Origin of the sequence: Achromobacter sp. RTa (genome assembly GCF_000757485.1) — a bacterium.
Taxonomy (GTDB): Bacteria; Pseudomonadota; Gammaproteobacteria; order Burkholderiales; family Burkholderiaceae_B; genus Achromobacter.
On sequence record NZ_JPYO01000042.1, the window covers coordinates 976211 to 996176 of the forward strand.

At 68.2% G+C, this 19966-nt stretch carries 20 protein-coding genes and 1 tRNA gene; 14 read left to right on the plus strand and 7 right to left on the minus strand.

Going from position 1 to position 19966, the window contains the following annotated elements; translation table 11 throughout:
- The first annotated feature begins 16 nt into the window (after nucleotides 1-16).
- The 5 genes from JL37_RS21955 (at nucleotide 17) to JL37_RS21975 (ending at nucleotide 4623) form a co-directional block, all read left to right on the plus strand.
- A complete protein-coding gene (locus JL37_RS21955) occupies nucleotides 17-769 on the plus strand; it encodes an SDR family NAD(P)-dependent oxidoreductase (RefSeq protein WP_043546717.1) in 753 nt (250 codons plus the stop codon).
- Nucleotides 770-778: 9 nt separating this feature from the next.
- Nucleotides 779-1507 carry an SDR family NAD(P)-dependent oxidoreductase gene (locus JL37_RS21960; RefSeq protein ID WP_043546718.1) on the plus strand — a complete coding sequence of 243 codons (729 nt, stop codon included), beginning with the start codon at nucleotides 779-781 and terminating at the stop codon, nucleotides 1505-1507.
- 5 nt (nucleotides 1508-1512) lie between these two features.
- Nucleotides 1513-3222 (plus strand): FAD-dependent oxidoreductase, encoded by a 1710-nt coding sequence (locus JL37_RS21965; protein ID WP_043546719.1) that lies wholly within the window; start codon nucleotides 1513-1515, stop codon nucleotides 3220-3222.
- A 24-nt stretch (nucleotides 3223-3246) separates the two neighbouring features.
- On the plus strand, nucleotides 3247-3846 hold the full coding sequence (locus JL37_RS21970) for a glutathione S-transferase (protein ID WP_043546720.1): 600 nt from the start codon (nucleotides 3247-3249) through the stop codon (nucleotides 3844-3846).
- A gap of 219 nt (nucleotides 3847-4065) precedes the next feature.
- Nucleotides 4066-4623: a hypothetical protein gene (locus JL37_RS21975; protein ID WP_043546721.1), complete on the plus strand. Its 558-nt coding sequence runs from the start codon at nucleotides 4066-4068 to the stop codon at nucleotides 4621-4623.
- An 83-nt stretch (nucleotides 4624-4706) separates the two neighbouring features.
- On the opposite strand, the gene JL37_RS21980 is transcribed toward JL37_RS21975, so the two are convergent.
- Complete coding sequence (locus JL37_RS21980) at nucleotides 4707-6041, minus strand: DUF3100 domain-containing protein (protein ID WP_043546723.1); 1335 nt, start codon at nucleotides 6039-6041, stop codon at nucleotides 4707-4709.
- A gap of 253 nt (nucleotides 6042-6294) precedes the next feature.
- Between JL37_RS21980 and JL37_RS21985 the strand changes: the two genes are divergently transcribed.
- The 4 genes from JL37_RS21985 (at nucleotide 6295) to JL37_RS22000 (ending at nucleotide 10195) form a co-directional block, all read left to right on the plus strand.
- Nucleotides 6295-7230 (plus strand): LysR family transcriptional regulator, encoded by a 936-nt coding sequence (locus JL37_RS21985; protein ID WP_043546724.1) that lies wholly within the window; start codon nucleotides 6295-6297, stop codon nucleotides 7228-7230.
- A 76-nt stretch (nucleotides 7231-7306) separates the two neighbouring features.
- Nucleotides 7307-7498 (plus strand): DUF2970 domain-containing protein, encoded by a 192-nt coding sequence (locus tag JL37_RS21990; protein WP_043546726.1) that lies wholly within the window; start codon nucleotides 7307-7309, stop codon nucleotides 7496-7498.
- Nucleotides 7499-7920: 422 nt separating this feature from the next.
- Nucleotides 7921-9663 (plus strand): nitrite/sulfite reductase, encoded by a 1743-nt coding sequence (locus JL37_RS21995; protein ID WP_043546728.1) that lies wholly within the window; start codon nucleotides 7921-7923, stop codon nucleotides 9661-9663.
- Entirely contained in the window at nucleotides 9656-10195 is a 540-nt protein-coding gene (locus JL37_RS22000; protein ID WP_043546729.1) for a DUF934 domain-containing protein, read from the plus strand. Before JL37_RS21995 ends, JL37_RS22000 begins: the two co-directional genes overlap by 8 nt.
- 14 nt (nucleotides 10196-10209) lie before the next feature.
- Here JL37_RS22000 and JL37_RS22005 read toward each other — a convergent pair whose 3' ends face one another.
- On the minus strand, nucleotides 10210-10971 hold the full coding sequence (locus tag JL37_RS22005) for an IclR family transcriptional regulator (RefSeq protein WP_043546732.1): 762 nt from the start codon (nucleotides 10969-10971) through the stop codon (nucleotides 10210-10212).
- A gap of 102 nt (nucleotides 10972-11073) precedes the next feature.
- On the opposite strand from JL37_RS22005, the gene JL37_RS22010 reads away from it, so the two are divergent.
- From JL37_RS22010 to JL37_RS22025, 4 genes are read left to right on the plus strand one after another with little or no spacing between them, the layout of a single operon-like run.
- Nucleotides 11074-12054 (plus strand): tripartite tricarboxylate transporter substrate binding protein, encoded by a 981-nt coding sequence (locus JL37_RS22010; protein WP_043546733.1) that lies wholly within the window; start codon nucleotides 11074-11076, stop codon nucleotides 12052-12054.
- A 27-nt stretch (nucleotides 12055-12081) separates the two neighbouring features.
- Nucleotides 12082-13599, plus strand: a complete 1518-nt coding sequence (locus tag JL37_RS22015) for a class I adenylate-forming enzyme family protein (protein ID WP_043546735.1) — start codon at nucleotides 12082-12084, stop codon at nucleotides 13597-13599.
- Nucleotides 13596-14381, plus strand: a complete 786-nt coding sequence (locus JL37_RS22020) for a citryl-CoA lyase (RefSeq protein WP_043546736.1) — start codon at nucleotides 13596-13598, stop codon at nucleotides 14379-14381. The genes JL37_RS22015 and JL37_RS22020 overlap by 4 nt, the downstream gene beginning before the upstream one ends.
- Nucleotides 14378-15187: an SDR family NAD(P)-dependent oxidoreductase gene (locus tag JL37_RS22025; RefSeq protein ID WP_043546738.1), complete on the plus strand. Its 810-nt coding sequence runs from the start codon at nucleotides 14378-14380 to the stop codon at nucleotides 15185-15187. Before JL37_RS22020 ends, JL37_RS22025 begins: the two co-directional genes overlap by 4 nt.
- A 59-nt stretch (nucleotides 15188-15246) precedes the next feature.
- Here JL37_RS22025 and JL37_RS22030 read toward each other — a convergent pair whose 3' ends face one another.
- The 5 genes from JL37_RS22030 to hemA form a co-directional block, all read right to left on the minus strand.
- On the minus strand, nucleotides 15247-15810 hold the full coding sequence (locus tag JL37_RS22030; protein ID WP_043546740.1) for a UbiX family flavin prenyltransferase: 564 nt from the start codon (nucleotides 15808-15810) through the stop codon (nucleotides 15247-15249).
- Nucleotides 15811-15817: 7 nt separating this feature from the next.
- Complete coding sequence (gene grxD, locus JL37_RS22035) at nucleotides 15818-16144, minus strand: Grx4 family monothiol glutaredoxin (RefSeq protein WP_043546741.1); 327 nt, start codon at nucleotides 16142-16144, stop codon at nucleotides 15818-15820.
- Nucleotides 16145-16238: 94 nt separating this feature from the next.
- Nucleotides 16239-17063 carry a peptide chain release factor N(5)-glutamine methyltransferase gene (gene prmC / locus JL37_RS22040; protein WP_043546742.1) on the minus strand — a complete coding sequence of 275 codons (825 nt, stop codon included), beginning with the start codon at nucleotides 17061-17063 and terminating at the stop codon, nucleotides 16239-16241.
- Between the two features lie 13 nt (nucleotides 17064-17076).
- Nucleotides 17077-18159 (minus strand): peptide chain release factor 1, encoded by a 1083-nt coding sequence (gene prfA, locus JL37_RS22045; RefSeq protein WP_043546743.1) that lies wholly within the window; start codon nucleotides 18157-18159, stop codon nucleotides 17077-17079.
- Between the two features lie 91 nt (nucleotides 18160-18250).
- A complete protein-coding gene (hemA, locus tag JL37_RS22050; RefSeq protein WP_043546744.1) occupies nucleotides 18251-19525 on the minus strand; it encodes a glutamyl-tRNA reductase in 1275 nt (424 codons plus the stop codon).
- Between the two features lie 267 nt (nucleotides 19526-19792).
- Here hemA and JL37_RS22055 point away from each other — a divergent pair.
- A tRNA-Phe gene (locus JL37_RS22055) sits at nucleotides 19793-19868 on the plus strand.
- Nucleotides 19869-19966: the final 98 nt, after the last annotated feature.

Genomic DNA, 19966 nt, shown 5'->3' on the forward strand with positions numbered 1-19966 from the left:
CCCACAAGGAAAAGCCATGATTCCGATGCAAGACAAGCGGGTCCTCGTCACCGGCGCCGGGCGCGGCCTGGGCGCGACCATCGCGCAAGGTTTCGCCCGGCAGGGCGCCATGGTCATCGTCGCCGACGTGGACCCGGCGCTGGCCGCCAGCTCCGCCCAGGCCATCCGCGCCGCCGGAGGCAAGGCCAGCGACGCCGTGCTGGACGTGACCGACGCGCAGGCCGTGCGGGCCTTCGCCGCGGAATGCGCGGAGCGCCACGGCAATCTGGACGTGCTGGTCAACAACGCGGGCATCTCGGCGCGCGCATCCTTCGACGACCCGCGCACCCCCGAGATCTGGGACCGCGTCATGCAGGTGAACCTGCAGGGCACCTTCAACGTCACCCATGCCTTTGTCGAACAGCTCAAGGCCACGCGGGGCGCCATCGTCAATCTGTGCTCCATCGTGGCCTATGGCTGCAGCATCTCCACCGCAGGCTACGTGGTGTCCAAAGGCGGCGTGCGTTCGTTCACGGAAGTGCTGGCGCGCGACCTGGCGCCTCATGGCGTGCGCGTGAACGCGGTGGCGCCGGGCTTGATGGAAACCGAGATGACCGCAGGCCAGCGCGCGCAGGCCCACGGCACCGACTGGTACATGCAGCGGGCGCCCATGGCGCGCGCGGGCCGGGCCGACGAGATCGTCGGCCCCGTGCTTTTCCTGGCCTCGGACCTGGCCAGCTACGTGAATGGCGTGGTGCTGCCCGTGGACGGCGGCTACCTGGCCGTATAAGGAGAAACCATGGATCTGGGTACGGCACTGGTCACCGGTGGCGCGAGCGGCATGGGGCTGGCGATCGTCGAGCGCCTGGCGCAAGACGGTTTCCGCGTCGTGATGGCGGACCGCAACGCGGAATTGGCGGAACGGGAGTCGCGCGCGCTGCGGCAGCAAGGGCTGGCGGTCGAACATCGGGTCGTCGACCTGGCGGACGAGGCCGCCACGCGCGCGCTGGTTCGCGAGCTCGGCCCCTTGACCGCCCTGGTCAACAACGCGGGCATTTTCGACGAGCGCAAATTCTTCGACGTCGACAGCGGCGATTACCGCCGCGCCTTCGAGATCAACCTGCTGGCGGTGGCCACGCTCACACAGGAGGCCGCGCTGCGCATGGCGCCGGGCGCCAAGATCGTCAACATCGCATCGCGCGCCTATCTGGGCGCGAAGAATCATCCCCATTACGTGGCCTCGAAGGCAGCGCTGGTGGGCTATACGCGCGCATCGGCCATGGAGCTCGCGCCTCGCGGCATCCTGGTCAACGCCATCGCCCCCGGGCTCATCGACACGCCGCTGCTGCGCAACCTGACGCCCGAGCGCCTTGCCGCGCAGCTGGCCCTGCAGCCCACCGGCCGCGCCGGGCAGCCGGGCGACGTCGCCAATGCCGTCTCCTTCCTGGCCGCGCCGCACATGGATTTCATTACCGGCCAGGTCATCTTCGTGGACGGCGGCAAGTCGCTGGGCGGATCGGGAGCATAAGCCGCATGGACAGCATCAAGTGGGACAAGGAAGTCGACGCGCTGATCGTCGGCGCGGGCGCGGGCGGCATGACCGCGGCGCTGACCGCGCACGCGGAAGGGCTGGAGGTGCTGCTGATCGAAAAAACCGGCCGCATCGGCGGATCGACGGCGATCTCGGGCGGCGCGCTATGGATTCCCCTGAACGCGCAGACGGAAGCCGCGGGCCATCCCGATAGTTTCGACAAGGTCTGGACTTACCTGGAACACACCGTCGGCGCCGCGGCTTCCGACGACATGAAGCGCGCCTATCTGGACGCCGGCCCGCGCATGATGGACTACCTAGCGTCCCGCGGGCTGCTCCAGGTGGCCGCGCGCACCGCATCGCCGGATTACTACCCCGACCGCCCCGGCGCCGCGCTGGGCGGGCGCTCGCTGGACCCGGTGGAGTTCGACGGCCGCAAGCTGGGCCGCCGCTTCCGCGACCTGCGCGACCCGCTGGAAGAATTCACCGTGCTGGGCGGCATGATGGTCAACATCACCGACGTGCGCCACCTGCTGCGGGCCACTCGGTCTTTTTCCGCCTGGCGCCACAGCATGAAACTCGTGCTGCGCTACGCAGCCGACCGCGCGCGCGGCTATCACCGGGGCACCCGCCTGCTGCTGGGCAACGCCCTGGCCGCGCAGCTCTTCCATGGCCTGCTCGCGCGCGGCGTCGAATACTGGCTCGGCGCCCCCGTCCAGGGCCTGATCCGGGACGCCTCCGGCCGCGTGCTGGGCGCCGCCGTCACTCGCGCCGGCAAGAGGCTCAACATCCGCGCCCGGCGCGGCGTGGTGATGGCCACCGGCGGTTTTCCGTGGGACGCGGAGCGACGCGCCCGCGCCTATCCGCAGCCTACCGGCGACTGGTCCATGTCGCCGCAAGACAACACGGGCGACGGCATCCGCCTGTCCGAGCAGGCAGGCGCCGCGCTGGGCTCGGGCTATGCCAGTCCCGCGTTCTGGGCCCCCGTCTCCATCCTGGAATCCCGCGACGGCCGGCGCCTGCGCTATCCGCACCTGGTGTGGGACCGCGCCAAGCCCGGCCTCATCGCCGTGAATGGCGCCGGCGAACGCTTCGTCAACGAATCGACGTCCTACCATGAGTTCGTTCAAGCCATGTACCGCAGCCACGAGACGGCGCCCAGCATCCCCGCGTTCCTGATCTGCGATCAGCGCTTCATCGATACCTGGGGCCTGGGCCTGGCGCTGCCCGGCGGCCGGCCGCGGCAGCACCTGATCGACCAGGGCTACCTGATCCAGGCGCCCACGCTGGCGGCGCTGGCGGAACGGCTCGGCGTGCCGGGCGACACCCTGCGCGCCACGGTGCGGCGCTACAACTCGCATGCGGCCCAGGGCCAGGACCCCGATTTCGGCAAGGGCAGCACGGCCTACAACCGCTACCTGGGCGACCCGGACCACCAGCCCAACCCATGCCTGGCGCCGCTCGCGGAGGACGGCCCCTGCTACGCCGTCAAGGTGTACGCCGGCGACATCGGCACGGCCTGCGGCGTCGCGGCGAACGCGAACGCGCAGGCCTTGGACGCCAGCGGCGCCCCGATCCCGGGCCTCTACGTCGCCGGCAACGACATGCAGTCCGTCATGGGCGGCGCCTATCCCGCCCCCGGGATCACGCTGGGCCCGGCCCTGACTTTCGGCTGGGTGGCTGGACAACACTTGGCCCATGCTCAACACTGACGCTTTCCACCGACAAGGACACCCATGAAAATCTTCTTCTCGCCCGCCTCGCCCTTCGTCCGCAAATGCATGGTCATCGCGCATGAGCTCGGCCTGGCCGACCGCATCGAAAAATTGCCCAGCGCGGCCGGCCCGGTCGCCCGCGACCAGACCATCATCCCCAGCAATCCGCTGGGGCAGGTGCCCACCTTCATTACCGACGACGGCGAGGTTCTTTTCGACAGCCGTGTCGTCTGCGAATACCTGAACGAGCTGGGAGGCGGCGCGCTGTTCCCGGCGGGCAAGGCGCGCTGGCAGGTGCTGACCGAACAGGCCATGGCCGACGGCATGCTGGGCGCGGCGCTGCTGGCCCGCTACGAAGCCGTGCTGCGGCCCGAAGAACTGCGGTGGGACGGCTGGGTCCAGGGCCAGTTGGGCAAGGTACGCGACGGCCTGGCCCTGATCGAGAAGAACGCGGCCACGCTGGCGGGCCGCCTGGACATCGGCACCATCACCATCGGCTGCGCGCTGGGCTACCTGGATTTCCGCTTCCCCGAGCTGGACTGGCGCGCGACGCACCCGGCCGCCGCCGCCTGGTACGAAACCTTCAGCCAGCGCCCCTCCATGCAGGCGACCAAGCCCTGAACGGACCGGCCGCTCCACGACTGGAGACCGATGTACGAGGACATGGGTAACAGGTGTACGGGGACATGGGTAACAGGTGTGCGGGAACATGGGTGACAGGTGTGCGAGGACATAGATAACAGGCAGGGCCTTTTTCCCGCCGGCGCATTCCTGTTACATTGAATCCGTCACCCCGCTGGACCGGCCTGCCCGCAGGCCAACCACGACAGGGAGCCCCGCATGAACGTCGCCGCAGTCTCCGCCATCTCACGCGTCGCCGCGCCCTACCCGGCGCGCATCCCGATGCTGGACGACACCCGTCCCGCCTGGGAAACGGAATGGGCCGCGCGCAGCGCCGCCGCCGGGCGCGGCGTGCCCACCGCCTGGGAAGCCCAGCGCCTGGCCCGCGCCGGCCATGTGCCGCCGGCGCCGGCCGCCGGCGTCGCCGCCCCCGTCGCGCGCGACCGCGAAGCAGCCGCGCGCATCGCCCCGCCGCAACCGGACCTGGACGCGCTGCGCGACCAGTACGCCGATACGCGCATGCGCCAGGCCGTCGCCGATTACGCGGCGCAGCCGGACACGGCTGCGCAGGGCGCCCATCGTGCGAACGACTGGGGCACCATAGAAGGACTGGCGCCGCTACAGCCCTACCGAGTCGCCATGGGCAATCCGCAAGTGGAATTGCAGGCCGCGGCGGCCGTGAAGGCGGCGGGCCTCGGCATTCCCAAGGTCGCCAACATCGGCGCCACGGAAAACGCCACCGACAACGCGCGCTACCGGCCGGGCTTCGCGCCCTGACCGCCGGCCGTTGGCCAGGCAATACGCGCGTGCCATCCATGAAAAAGCCCCTGTACAGGGGCTTTTTCATCGGGTGCGGCGCTTCAGTGGAAGAACTCGGCGATCATCGTCGCGCCCAGGAAGGTGCCGGCGTTGGCGGCCAGGGACACGACCACGATCTTCCAGCCCAGCTTGCGGAAGGCGGGCAAGTCCTTAAGGATCGACAGGCCGGCCATGGCCAGGATCACCGTCGTGAATGGCAGGAAGTTCACCTTGCCGACCATCGCGATGATCTGGTCCGAGTACGGCAGCACGCCGGGGCAGCCCGCCGTCATGGCGATCAGCGACAGCACGAACACGGCCGGAAGCTTGGGCACCACGCGCAGCACCAGATCGGTGATGACGACCAGCAGGATGATGATGCCCATGCCCGGCAAGGCGTCGGCGAAGGGCACGCCATAGCCCAGGCGGTTCCCCACCAGAGCGAACAGGCCGCACACGACGTAGGCGGTGAGGCGGTCGCCGAAGCCGAGCTTGGCGCCATGGGCCGGCACGTCGTCCGACACGCTATTGTCCATGGCAGCTTCGGCCTTGCCGCGCGAGAAGCGGCCCAGCACGGGCTCCAGCTTGCCGTACAGGAAGATGGTCGTCGGCAGCGAGATGAACAGCGTGAAGTACACGCCCACCACCGTGGTCAGCAGATTGGCGGCGGCAGCCAGCGCCGCCACCTGATGCGCGACTTCGGGCGTCTGCTGCGAGGCGATCGCGCCCACGCCCGCGGCCATCATGCTGCCCGAACCCACGCCGGCGCCCATGGCCAGCGATCGCGGATCGAAGATGTTCAGGCTGGTGATGAAACCGGCCATCAGCGCCACGAACAGCGCGCCGATCACGGTGCCGGTGATGTACTCGGCCATCACGCCGCGGCCTTCCGGCGAATTCATGCCGTAGCGCTCGCCGATGATGGCCAGGCTGGGCTCGCGGCCCACCGAGAAGGTGGCGCCGATGGCTTCGCGCTTGATGCCAAGCAGCAGCGCCAGCGGTAGGCCGATGGCCATCGTGCCGAAGAAATGCCCGAACTCCTGGAACACCAGGGCCCAGCCGGCTTCGCGCACTTGCGGCAAGGCGCCGCCCACCATCAGGCCCAGCTTGGCCAGGAACGGCAGCAGCGCGTATTGCAGGTAGCCGCTGATGCGGGTCTGCATGGCAGTGTCGATGCCGGCGCCGGCGGGCAGACGCTGGCCGAAGGCCGCCACGACGGCGCCGATGAAGATGGCCCACAGCATCGGCTGCAGAATGATCTTGCCCGGACCCACCGTGAACGTGACGCTGCCGATCGCTTCGGAAATGATCACCACCAGCAGGATGGCGGCGAGCATGCGGATGCGGCCGGAAAGCGGCATGGTAGGAGTGGCCAGACTGGCGCTGGCGTGAGACATCGGATTCCCCTGATGAACGTGAATAGTCGTCGTGGCGGCCTGTTGCCGGCTGGAAAGGCGGCAGCGCGCGGAAGGGCCGATTTTCGCCGGGGGGCCGGCGGGCAAACCATGACAGGACAGGCGCATTAGCGTTGCGTAAAATGCAACACATAAGCTTTTCCAGGGAAAATTTTGCATGATCTGGCCCAATCCTAGGGTAAACCCTAGGATTGGGTGTGGATCTCCCGCCGCAGTCCCGCCACGGAGCCTCGCCATGGACGAAAAACTGGACGCCCGACGCACTCACTACTTCATGCAGGTCATGAGCCGCGGATCCGTGCGCGGCGCCGCCGAAGTCCTGGACATGGATCCGTCGGCCGTCAGCCGGGCGATTGCCGCGCTGGAGCGCGATTGCGGCATGGCCCTGTTCGAACGGCGCGGACGCGGCGTGGTTCCCACCGACGCGGGCCACATCCTGGCCCGCTACGTCAAGCGCCAGCAGAATATCCAGGAAAGCTTTTTTTCGGAGATCGACAGCCTGCGCAACGCCGAGCGGGGCCATATCGACCTGGTGCTGGGCGAAGGCTTCGTCGAAATGATGTTCGACCAGGTGCTGCCCGGCTACTGGCGCAGCCACCCCGAGGTCACGCTGGACATCGACGTGGCCCGCACCTCGGAAATCGTGCAGCGCATCGTCGACGACCGCGCCTATATAGGGTTGGTGTTCCAACCACCCAACGACGCCCGCCTGCGCACCCATTACGCGCGGCCCGAGCCGATCCGGGCCATCGTCCGCCAGGACCATCCGCTGACCCTCCTGCGCCGCCCGCTGCTGCTGACCGACCTGGCGGACTATCCCGGCGCGTCGATGCAGGAAGGCTTTGGGGTGCGCCAGCACATCCAGGCCGCCGAGATCAGCGAGCAGGTGCGGCTGCGCAACGTGCTGACCACCTCGTCCTTCAAGGCGCTGTGGCAATTCGCCGCCGCGGGCATCGGCTATGCGCTGACGCCGCCCATCGCGGTAACGGCCGACATGCGCGCCCAGCGCCTGGCAAGCCTGCCGCTGGCCAATCCCATCCTCAACCAGGGCAGCCTGCAGGTGCTGAGCCGCGCCGGCCGCCATATCTCGCCCGCCGCGCGCGAACTGCTGGACCATATCGTGCGCGGCATCGGCACGCCCGCCGCGCCGCCGGCTGATACGGTCGAGTAAGCCGGATCTGCATCTGTTTTCCCGGCCCGCCCCGGCCTACAGTGCCCGCAACCGCCACGACGCCAGGAGAATAAACATGCTCGGTTTCTTGCGCACGATCAAATCCGTGCTGTGGGGATTCTTCGGAGTGCGGCGCGGCAAGGGCTACGATGCCGACATCGCCAACAACAAACCGGCCCCGCTGATCCTGACCGGCCTGCTGATGGCGCTTTGTCTGGTGGTCATTCTGGTTTTCGCAGCCCGCTGGGCGGTGAACGCCGCGTTGTAGAGCGGAGGCAATGAGCATGTGCTTGAGCAGCAGATCGCCGGGCGACACATTCGCAAAATTGCCGCCGAACGCGGAGCACAAGCTCCCACAACAGATCGCCTGTTGTAAACAACCTCCGCAAAAACAGCCGCGCCGCCGCCGGGCCGCCCCAAGGCGGCGCAGCCCCTCGGGGGGCAGCAAGCGAGCGCAGCGAGTGCAGCGTGGGGGCCCGCGCCGCCGCCGGGCCGCCCCAAGGCGGCGCAGCCCCCTCGGGGGGCAGCAAGCGCGCGTAGCGTGCGCAGCGTGGGGGCACTAATTACCTTATTACCAGAATGACTTAGACGGTCGCGGCGGCTGCCTGTTACGGTTATGAATCCCCTCCCTGGCGCATTGCGCCAAGCGACCGCAGGGGCCCAGACCGAGAAGACTTCAAGGGCAGTGACATGTACGTGTATGACCCCGTCGACCAGCAACTCGTCGAGCAGCGCGTAGCGCAGTTCGCCGACCAGACCCGCCGCTTTCTCGACGGCCAGCTGACCGAAGACGAATTCCGCGTTCTGCGGCTGCAGAACGGCCTGTATATCCAGCGCCACGCGCCCATGCTGCGCGTGGCCATCCCGTACGGCATGCTGGCATCGCGCCAGCTGCGCACCCTGGCGCACATCGCGCGCAAGTGGGACCGCGGCTACGGCCATTTCAGCACCCGCCAGAACATCCAGTTCAACTGGCCCAAGCTGGAGAACGTGCCGGACATCCTCGCCGAGCTGGCGACGGTCCAGATGCATGCCATCCAGACCAGCGGCAACTGCATCCGCAACACCACCACCGACCATTTCGCCGGCGTCGCGCCGGATGAGCTCGTGGATCCGCTGGTCTGGTGCGAGATCATCCGCCAGTGGTCCACGCTGCACCCCGAATTCGCCTTCCTGCCGCGCAAGTTCAAGATCGCCGTCAGCGGCGCCGTCCAGGACCGCGCCGCCGTCGGCGTGCACGACATCGGCCTGCAGGCGGTCGAGCGCGACGGCAAGCTGGGCTTCCGCGTCTGGGTGGGCGGCGGCCTGGGCCGCACGCCCATCGTCGGCAAGCTGATCAACCCCTTCGTCGAATGGCAGGACCTGCTGACCTATCTGCAGGCCGCGCTGCGGGTCTATAACCTGCATGGCCGCCGCGACAACAAGTACAAGGCGCGCATCAAGATCCTGGTGAAGGATCTGACGCCGGAAGTCTACGCGCAGCAGGTCGACGAACAATGGCAGCTCATCAAGGACGGCCCCGACACCATCACCCAGGAATTCGTCGACACCATCAAGGCCCGCTTCGTCTGGCCGCAGTACGAGGCCGCCGCCGCACAGGACGCCGACAATACCGCCGCGCTGGCGGCCGCCGACCCGCGCTTCGCCCGCTGGCTGCGCACCAATGTGCATCCGCACAAGGTGCCCGGCTACGCCGCCGTCACCGTGTCCCTGAAGGCCACCGGCGTGCCCCCGGGCGACGTCACCGCCGACCAAATGGACGCGGTGGCCGACCTGGCCGACGGCTACGGATTCGGCGAGTTACGCGTCTCGCATGAGCAGAACCTGATCCTGGCCGACGTCCGCCGCGCGCGCCTGCACGAACTCTGGACCAAACTCGAAGCGCTGAACCTGGCCACGCCCAACATCGGCCTGCTGACCAACATCATCGCCTGTCCTGGCGGAGACTTCTGCGCGCTGGCCAACGCCGTCTCCATTCCGGTGGCCGAAGCGATCCAGCGCCAGTTCGACAACCTCGACTACCTGTTCGAGATCGGCGAACTCGACCTGAACATCTCCGGCTGCATCAATTCCTGCGGGCATCACCACGTGGGCCACATCGGCATCCTGGGCGTCGACAAGGCCGGCGAGGAGTGGTACCAGGTCACGATCGGCGGACGCCAGAACGGCGCGGCCAAGCCCTTGCCCGATATCGAATCGACCCGCGGCGGCGGCGCCGCGATCGGCCGCATCATCGGCCCCTCGTTCGCGCGCGACCAGGTCGCAGGCGTGGTCGACCGGCTGATCCGCACCTACCTGGGCCTGCGCGACAGCGAGGAAGAACGCTTCATCGACGTGGTGGACCGCGTCGGCATCGACCCCTTCAAGCAGGACGTCTATTCGGACCCTGCCTTCGCCAAACCCGCGCAACTCGCGGAGCCCGCCCATGCCTGATATCTATGCCCACGACGCACCCGGCCCGCACCTGATCCGCGATGGCCGGCTGGAAGCCGACACGTCCCGCCTGTTCACGCCCGAGCCCGAAGTGGCCGCCGAAGGCCAGGTGCCCGGCGACGCGCCGGGCTGGGTCGTGCCGCTTTCCACCTGGAAGACGTCGCACGCGACCCTGCGCCGCCATCGCCATCCGGTCGCCGTGCTGCTGGAGCCCGACGCCGACCTGCGCGACCTGGCCGAACCCGACGGCACGCTGGATCCCGCCGGCATCGCCTTCATCGCCGTGGACTTCCCGGTCTATACCGACGGCCGCGGCTACTCGCTGGCGCAGCTGCTGCGCACGCGCTACCAGTGGCAGGGCGAACTGCGCGCGGTCGGCGACGTGATGATCGACACCATCCACTACCAGGCCCGCGTGGGCTTCGACAGCTTCCTGGTCAAGCCCGGGCACGATCCGCACAAGGCCCTGGAAGCCTTCAAGACCTTCACGGTGCATTACCAGAAGACCTACCGCGTGCCGGTGGCCGCCTAGCGCCCGGCAGGGCCCTAGAACGTGTGTACGGGCGCCAGCTGCGCGCGGATCAGCTCCGCGATGCTGCGCTGGCGCGGCGCCTGCATGCGGCCGATCAGGCTCGAAACGCTGACTGCCAGGCGCGGATAGCCGCTGGCGTCGCATAGCGCCACGCCCACCCCCAGCACGCCGGGCACCGCGGCATTGCCCACGACGGACCAGCCGCGTCCGCGAGTGTTCTCCACCAGCCGGCGCATCTGGGCCACCGTCATGCCTCCATAGGCGCGCAACGCCTGTTCGTTCTGCGCCATGACTTCCTCGGCCTCGTCCGACGGCAGCGCCGCCAGCAAGGCCAGCCCGGCCGCGCCCACCCCCAGCGGTTGGCGATGCCCTACCGTCACTGCCAGCACCTGCACCGGATAGTTGCCCACCTCCCGGTGCAGGCAAAGCGAATCGTTGCCCGCCCGGCAGATGAGAAAGGCGGAATCGCCGCTCACGTCGCTGATCTGGCGCAGCACCGGCCGCAGTCCGCGCACCGCCTGCGCGTGCGGATCGCCGGCCATCATCACGCCCAGCTCGGCCACGCGCCAGCGCGGCGCTTCCGACTCGCGCAGCGCGTAGCCCTCCTGCACCAGCACATCGAGATAGCGATAGACGGTGGAGCGCTGCATGCCCGCCGCCCGCGCGATGTCCACGACGTGCATGCCGGCCGCGCCGGCCTCCCGCAGGACCCCAAGCACGCGCAGCCCCCGGCGCAATACGCGCGGCCCCGCTCCTTCCGATTCTGGCTTGTTCAATTTCTGGACACGTTGCGTTGATGAGGGCTTTATCAAAGCCCAATATGAAGCGGGGCAGACGAAGATCTGTCCAAATATTAGACAAACAGGACGGAGACAACAATGAAGACTCTCAGCAAGCGGTGGGCCGCGGCGGCGGCCCTGGCCACATTCCTCGCGGCCCCTGCCCTGGCGGCCCAGCCCTATCCCGAGCGCCCCGTGACACTGGTCGTCGGCTACGCGGCCGGCGGCGCCACCGACATCGTCGCGCGCCTGGTGGCGAAGTCGCTCTCGGAAGAGCTGGGCCAGACCTTCGTCGTCGAGAACAAGACGGGCGCCAACAGCAACATCGGCGCCGAAATCGTCTCGCGCGCGGCGCCGGACGGCTACACGCTGTACGTGGGCTCCATCGCCAACACGATCAACCGCACGCTCTACAGCCAGTTGAACTATGACTTCGTGAAGGGATTCGAGCCGGTGGGCCTGCTGGCGACCATCCCGAACATCCTGGTGGTCAACCCGAAGCTGCCCGTCAAGACGGTGCAGGAATACATCGCCTACGCGAAAGCGCATCCCGGCAAGCTGACCTGCGCCTCGTCCGGCAGCGGCTCGTCGATCCACCTGTCGTGCGAGCTGTTCAAGATGCAGACCGGCACCGACATCCTGCACGTGCCCTACCGCGGCAGCGGTCCCGCCGTGGCGGACCTGCTGGGCGGCCAGGTGGACTCGATGTTCGACAACCTGCCATCGTCCCTGCCTCACGTGCAGGCAGGCAAGCTGCGCGCCATCGGCGTGACCTCGCCCCGGCGCCTGGATGCCGTCCCCGATACTCCCACGCTGGCGGAATCCGGCCTGTCCGGCTTCGAAGTGGAATCCTGGTTCGGCCTGGTGGCGCCTGCGGGCACCCCCAAGCCGGTCATCGACCGCCTGAACCAGGCGCTGAACAAGGCGCTGGCCAGCCCCGCGCTGCAAGCCTCGTACAAGCAGTCCGGCTTCTACGCGCCGCAACCGCCCAATTCGCCCGCATCGTTCGGCAAGAAGATCGCCAGCGAGATCGACAAATGGGGTGCGGTGGTCAAGAACGCCAATCTCAAGGCCAATTAGGCCCCGTCCACGCCCAAAGGAGCACAGGTGTACCCGATAGATTTCTTCTTCCGCGCCGCAGAGCAGCATCCGGACCGCGTCGCGCTGGACGGTCCCGAGGGGCAGGTCACGTACGCGCGACTGGCCGCCGAGGTCCGCGCGCTGGCGGCCGCGCTGCAGGACCTGGACCCGGAACCGCAGACGCGCGTCGCGATCTGCGCCGGCAACTCGGCGCGCCACATCCTGGCGCTGCTGGCCGTGCTGGCCAGCGGCAAGGTATGGGTGCCCCTCAATTACCGCAGCACCGAACGCGAGATCGGGCGCATCCTGGACGCCACGGAACCCTCCATCGTCATCGTCGACGGCGTGGGCGCGCCGCTGGCGCCCACGGCCCGGGCGCCGGCGGGGCGGAGGCAGGTGCATCTGGAAGATGCGTCGGCGCCGCTGACGCTGGACGCCCTGCTCGCCAGCCATGCCGGGCGCGCGCCGCAACGCCACGCGCTGCCGCGCGACGCAACGCAGGCCATCAAGTTCACCGGCGGCACCACCGGCCTGCCCAAGGGGGTGATGCAGCCTTACCACGCCTGGAACGCCGGCATCATCAACCAGATCGCCAGCTGGGAGCTCACGCACGAAGACCGTTATGTCGTCGCGGCGCCCATCACGCACGGCACGGGCACCTACCTGTTGCCGGTCCTGGCCCGGGGCGGCGCCCACCTGCTGCTGGACACCGTCAATCCGGCCAGCATCACCGCCGCTTTCCGCGAGCGCGGCGGCACCCTGAGCTTCATGCCGCCCACGCTGATCTACATGATCATGGCGCAGCCCGGCGTCTCGCGAGCCGACTTCCCGCGCCTGCGCAACCTGATCTATGGCGGCGCGCCCATGCCAGTGGAAAAAATCGACAAGGCGCGCGCCTTCTTCGGCCCGGTGCTGGGCACCACCTACGGGCAGACCGAAGCGCCGCAGATCGTCACCGTGCTGCGCCCCGCCGACCTCGAAGCGCCGGAGAACCGCGCCGCGGTCGGACGCGCCACCTGGCTGTCGGACCTCGCCATCATGGGTCCGGACGGCGCGCTGCTGCCGCCCGGCGAAATCGGCGAGGTGGTCGTGCAAGGCGACCTGGTGATGTCGGGCTACTGGCGCCTGCCCGAAAAAACCGCCGAAACGATCGTGGATGGCTGGCTGCACACCGGCGATACGGGGCTGGTCGACGAACGCGGTTATCTGTTCCTGAAAGACCGCCTGCGCGACGTCATCATCACCGGCGGCTTCAACATCTACCCCGTGGACGTCGAGAACGCCCTGTCCGCGCATCCCGCCGTGTACGAATGCTCGGTCTTCGGACTGCCCGACGAGAAATGGGGCGAAGCCGTCCACGCGGCCGTGCAGTTCCATCCCGGCGCGCAGGCCAGCGACGACGAGCTCAAGGCGCATGTGCGCGGCCTGCTCGGCCCGGTGGCCACGCCCAAGCAATTCCATATCCACGACAGCCTGCCCCGCTCCAGCGTGGGCAAGGTGCTGAAGAACGCCGTGCGCGACGCGGCCATGAAGGAGACGACATGAAAACGCCCGAAACCCGCCTCTGCGCCCATCACCTCACCGGCATGTCCTACCGCGACGTCGACCTGGTCGAGGACCTGATCGGCAAGAAGACCTTCACCGAAGTCATGATCATGCAGATCCTGGGCCGCGAAGCGCGCCCCGTCGATCTGCGCATCGTGGACGCGGTGCTCGTCACGCTGATGGAGCACGGCATGACGCCCAGCGCCATCGCCACGCGCCTGATCTACATGAGCGCGCCCGAAAACCTGCAGGGCGCGGTCGCCTCCGGCCTGATGGCGGTGGGCAGCCGGTTCGTCGGCACCATGGAGAACTGCTCGCGCCTGCTGGACCGCATCCGCCGGGCGGCCGACGGCGAGGCCGAGGCATTGGCGATCGCCCGCGAATTCCGCGCGTCGCGCCAGGCCCTGCCCGGTTTCGGCCACCACCTGCACAAGCCCGACGACCCGCGCTCGATCAAGCTGCTGGCACTGGCTGAAGCCGAGCCGGAGTTGAAGGGCGATTCGATCACGGCGCTGCGGCTGCTGGCGTCGGCAATCGACGCGACCTACGGCAGGCACATCACCATCAATGCCACCGGCGCAGTGGCGGCGCTGTTGAGCGAGATCGGCGTGCCCACCGACCTGATGCGCGGCTTCGCCGTGATCTCGCGCGCGGCCGGCCTGGTGTCCCACGTGGCGGAAGAACAGCAAAGCCCGTCGGGCCGCTACATCTGGGAAACCATCGATCACGCCATCCCCTACGTAGGCGCGGGCAAGTCGCACCAGGACGGCGGCCAGCCATGACGGCCGGCCTCGAACCGCGGCTGGCGGGCAAGATCGTGCTGGTGGCCGGGGCCGGCTCCTCGGCAGCCGGCTGGAGCATCGGCAAGGCCAGCTGCGTGACGATGGCGCGCCAGGGCGCCGCGATCGTCGCGCTGGATTCCCAACAGGAAGCCGCCGAGGACGCCGCCCACGAGGTCGAAAAGGCAGGCGGCAGCGCCCTGCCCGTACAGGCGGACGTGGCCGATCCCGCGGCCATGCAGGCCGCGGTGGACGCCGCCCTGCGCCGCTACGGACGCATCGACGTGCTGCAGGCCAATGCGGGCATCGGCAAGGTGGGGGGCCCGGAGGACATCTCGCTGGAAGACTGGGACCGCATCCAGCAGGTGAACGTGACCAGCCTGCTCATCGCCACGCGGCTGCTGGCGCCGCTCATGCGCGAACAGGGCGGCGGAGCCATCGTGACCGTGTCGTCCGTGGCCGGCATCCGCTACACGGGTTATCCGCACCTGGCCTACAGCGTGAGCAAGGCGGCCGTGATCCATTTCGCCCGCATGGCCGCGCAGCAATACGCCGCCGACCGCATCCGAGTGAACACGGTGATTCCGGGCCTGATAGATACGCCGCGCGTGGCGAAGAACGTCGCGCGCATGTTCGATGCCGACGCCCGCGCCGCCAGCGCGGCGCGCGACAGGCAGGTGCCGATGGGCCGCATGGGCACGCCATGGGAAGTGGCGAACGCCGTGGCGTTCCTGGCTTCGGACGACGCTTCCTACATTACCGGCACGGAGTTGCTCGTGGATGGGGGGCTGACGGGGAAATATGCGTGATGGGTTTCGCGCGGTTGATGCGGGAGTTCTTGCGGGCGCGGTCTCGCGCTGCACCCATCCTACTTCATGCCTTCCCAATGCGGGCCGGGCACCTCGATGCCGAAGAGCTCCAGCACACGCGCCACGGTGTGGTCCACCATCTCTTCGATGGAAGCCGGGCGGTGGTAGAACGCGGGCAGCGGCGGAAACACGATGCCGCCCATTTCGGTCACGGCCGTCATGTTGCGCAGGTGCGCCAGATTGAAGGGCGTTTCGCGCACCATCATCACCAGGCGCCGGCGCTCCTTGAGCGTCACGTCGGCGGCGCGGGTGATCAGGTTGTCCGAAAGGCCGTGGGCCACGGCCGCCAGCGTGCGCATGGAGCATGGCACGATCACCATGCCCGCGGTCTGGAACGCGCCGCTGGCCAGGGTGGCGCCCACGTCGCGCACGCTGTGCACGTGGTCCGCCAGGGCGTAGACGTCATGGCGGCTGACGTCCAGCTCATGCTTGATGTTCAGCACGCCGGACGCCGACACCACCAGATGCGTTTCCACATCGTCCACGCCGCGCAGTGCCTGCAGCATGCGCACCGCGTAGAGCGCGCCGGTGGCGCCCGTGATGCCGATGACCAGTCGCCGCATGGACCGCTCAGGCCATCGCGCCGGATTGCTCCAGCAGGGTCTTCAGTTCGCCGGACTCATTCATCTCGTTCATGATGTCCGAACCGCCGACGAACTCGCCGGCCACGTACAGCTGCGGGATGGTGGGCCAGTTGGAGAATTCCTTGATGCCCTGGCGGACTTCGTCGTCCTCGAGCACATTGACGGTGACCAGCTTCTTCACGCCACAGCCCTTCAGGATCTGGATGGCCTTGCCGGAAAAGCCGCATTGCGGAAATTGGGCGGTGCCCTTCATGAACAGCACGACGGGGTGCTGGGTCACGGTTTCGCGGATGAATTCTTGAACGTCGCTCATGGTGGTCTCTCGGACAGGCGTAGGGGAATACGCCAATTATAGGTACAGCGGAGAAAAGCGCCCGGATATCCCGGACACGGCTCCGGGAATCCCGTCAGCCGGGAAGCCGGCCGCCGGAGATGCGCTCGATGCCGGCCAGGTCGCGCCGGCTATGCACATCCGCGAAACCGGCTTCGGCCAGCAAATCCCGGACCGCCTGCGCCTGGTCCCAGCCGTGTTCCATCCACAGGGCGCCGCCCCGCTTCAGGTGGCGGCCGGCGCCCTGCGCGATGCGGGCCAGGTCTTCCAGTCCGCCTGCGCCGTCGGTCAGCGCGCCGCGAGGCTCGAAGCGCACGTCCCCCTGGTCCAGGTGCGGGTCGTCGCTGGCCACATAGGGCGGGTTGGACACGATCAGGTCGAAACCCTCGCCGGGAGGCACGGCCTCGTACCAACTGCCCTCGACCAGACGGACGGATGCGGCCAGGTCCCAGGCATTGGCGGCGGCAACGGCCAGCGCAGCCGCGCTGACGTCCGACGCCATCACCCGCGCATCGCGGCGCGCCAGGGCGATCGAAATCGCGATCGCGCCGCTGCCCGTGCCGAGGTCCAGCACGGCGGGCGCGGCCAGGCCCGCCAGGCATTCCAGCGCGGTCTCGACCAGCACCTCGGTATCCGGGCGCGGGATCAGCACATCGGGCGTGACGCGGAAGCGGTGGCCCATGAACTCGCGATGGCCCAGCAGGTAGGCCATGGGCTCGCCGGACAGCCGCCGCTGCGCCAGCGATTCGTACGCGACGGCCACCCCGGGCAGCAGCGGGTCGGTGTCGTGCGCCAGCAGCCAGGCGCGCGGCTTGCCCAGCACGTGCTCGAGCAGCATGCGCACCTCCAGCCTGGGCAGGCGCGCATCGAGCAGCAGGGTCTTGAGCTGGGGCGGCGTCATGGCGAAAACCCGGTCAGACGTCGTCGCCCAACGCCGCCAATTGCTCGGCCTGGTGCTCGGCGATCAGCGCGCCGGTCAACTCCTCCAGGTCGCCTTCCATGATCTGCTGCAGCTTGTACAGCGTCAGGTTGATGCGGTGGTCGGTCACGCGGCCCTGCGGGAAGTTGTACGTGCGGATGCGCTCGGAACGGTCGCCCGAGCCGATCAGGCTCTTGCGCTCGGCCGCTTCCTTGCTCTGGCGCTCGCGGACTTCCTTGTCCTTCAGGCGCGCGGCCAGCACCTGCATGGCCTTGTCCTTGTTGCGATGCTGGGATCGGTCGTCCTGGCATTCCACCACCAGCCCGGTCGGCAGGTGGGTGATGCGCACGGCCGAGTCGGTCTTGTTGATGTGCTGGCCGCCCGCGCCGCTGGCGCGGAAGGTGTCGATGCGCAGGTCGTTCGGATTGATGACGATGTCCGACATCTCGTCCGCTTCCGCCATGATGGCCACGGTGCAGGCCGAGGTATGGATGCGGCCCTGGGCCTCGGTGGCGGGAACGCGCTGCACGCGGTGCGCGCCCGACTCGAACTTCAGGCGCCCGTAGGCGCCGTCGCCGTCGATGCGCGCGATCACTTCTTTGTAGCCGCCCAGCTCCGACGGGCTTTCCGACATCAGTTCCACGCGCCAGCCGCGCTGCTCCGCGTACCGCGAATACATGCGCAACAAGTCGCCGGAGAACAGCGCGCTTTCGTCGCCGCCCGTGCCGGCGCGGATTTCCAGGAACACACTGCGTCCGTCGTTGGGGTCGCGCGGCAGCAGCAGCACCTGCAACGCGGCCTCCAGCTCTTCCAGCTTGGCGCGCCCGGTCTTGATCTCGTCCTCGGCCATGGACTTCAGATCCGGATCCGACAACATTTCCTGGGCGGCCGCGAGGTCTTCTTCGGTACGGGCGAAGGCGGTGAACGCCTCGACCACGGGCTCCAGTTCGGCGCGTTCGCGCGAAAGCTTGCGGAAACGCTCCATATCGGACGCGGTCTCCGGCTCGGCGAGCATGGCGTCGACCTCGATGAGGCGGTGGCACAGGTGCTCCAACCGGCTGCGCATGGAAGATTTCATGGGGAATGACCAAAAAGAAAGCGGAAAAGCGGATAGCGGGCGCCCAAAAAGCGAACGCCCGCCAGAGAGGGCGGGACGTGGGACAGCGTCGCTAACGGCGGGAGTCGCGGCCGGGGAACAGGCGCGGCATCCAGGCAAGCAGCTGCTTGCGGTCGTCGCCTTCGCTGCGGTTCAGGGCCGCCAGCGGGCCGTGCAGGTATTTCTGCGTCAGGCCATGGGCAAGCTGTTCGAGCACGGCTTCGGGCGATTCGCCCCGCGCCAGCAGCTTGCGGGCGCGCTCCAGCTCGGCGCTGCGGACGTCTTCGGCGGCCTGGTGCAGGTCGCGGATGACGGGAACCACTTCGCGGGACTGCATCCAGTGCATGAAGCCCTGGACGCGGGTTTCGATGATGGCTTCGGCCTGCACCACGGCCGCGCGGCGGGCATCAGTGCCGGTTTGCACCAGGCGGCCCAGGTCATCCACCGAGTACAGGTAGACGTCGTCCAGGCGGCCGACTTCGGGCTCGATGTCGCGCGGCACGGCCAGATCGATCATGACCATCGGGCGGTGGCGGCGCAGGCGCGTGGCCCGCTCAACCATCCCCAGGCCGAGGATGGGCAAGGAGCTTGCCGTACAGGAAACGATGACGTCGAACTCGGACAGGCGGTCCGTCAGGTCGGACAGTTTCATCGTGCTGGCCGAGAAACGGTTGGCCAGGATCTCGGCGCGCTCGGCCGTGCGGTTGGCGACCACCATGCTGCGCGGACGCTGCGCGGCGAAGTGCGTGGCGCACAACTCGATCATTTCGCCCGCGCCGATGAACAGCGTGCGGGCCTGGTCCAGGTTGCCGAACACGCGCTCGGCCAGGCGGACGGCGGCGGCGGCCATGGATACCGACTGCGCGCCGATGGCGGTCTGCGACCGCACTTCCTTGGCCACCGAGAAGGTGCGCTGGAACATCTGGTGCAGCAAGGTGCCGAGCGACCCGGCTTCGCCGGCGGCGCGCACGGCGTCCTTCATCTGACCCACGATCTGGGTTTCGCCCAGCACCATGGAGTCCAGGCCGCTGGCCACGCGGAAAGCATGGCGCACGGCGTCGTCCTGGTGATGGCGGTACAGGTGCGGGCGCAGCGTGCCGGCGTCCAGGCGGTTGTGTTCGGCCAGCCAGGCGGGCAGCTGATCCGCCACGTGGCCGTCGGCCGCGCAATAGATCTCGGTCCGGTTACAGGTGGACAGGATCGCGGCTTCGCGCACGGAACCGCCGAACGCCGAACGCAGGCCTTCCAGCGCGGGCTTCACCAGATCGACGGGCATGGACACGCGTTCGCGGACCGAAACCGGCGCGGACGTGTGATTCAGACCGAAGGCAAGGACAGCTACCGACATGAGGAAGGGACGGCAAGGCCATCCGCGCGTAAGCGTTAAGAACTGCCACCAACTACAACCGCGCCACGGGATACCCGTAGCGGCAGACCGCTAATGATTATACTCCTCCGGGTTATCCCCAGGCCACCTCCTCGCCCAGCTGGGGCCTCGAGCCGCCCTTTCGTCCCCTCCAGCCAACACTTGCATCGGCCCTGGCCAAGAATCTCCGGTTTTTTTGCGCCCGGCTGGCACAAGCCTCGAAAATTGTGTATAGTTGCGGACTTCGTTGGCCTGGTAGCTCAGTCGGTAGAGCAGAGGATTGAAAATCCTTGTGTCGGTGGTTCGATTCCGCCCCAGGCCACCAGAATACAAAGCCCCAGCGCTCGCAAGAGCGCTGGGGCTTTTCACATTCGCCTTCCATCCTTCCATATTCGTGCCGGATACGGGCGGCCGCAAGCGCCC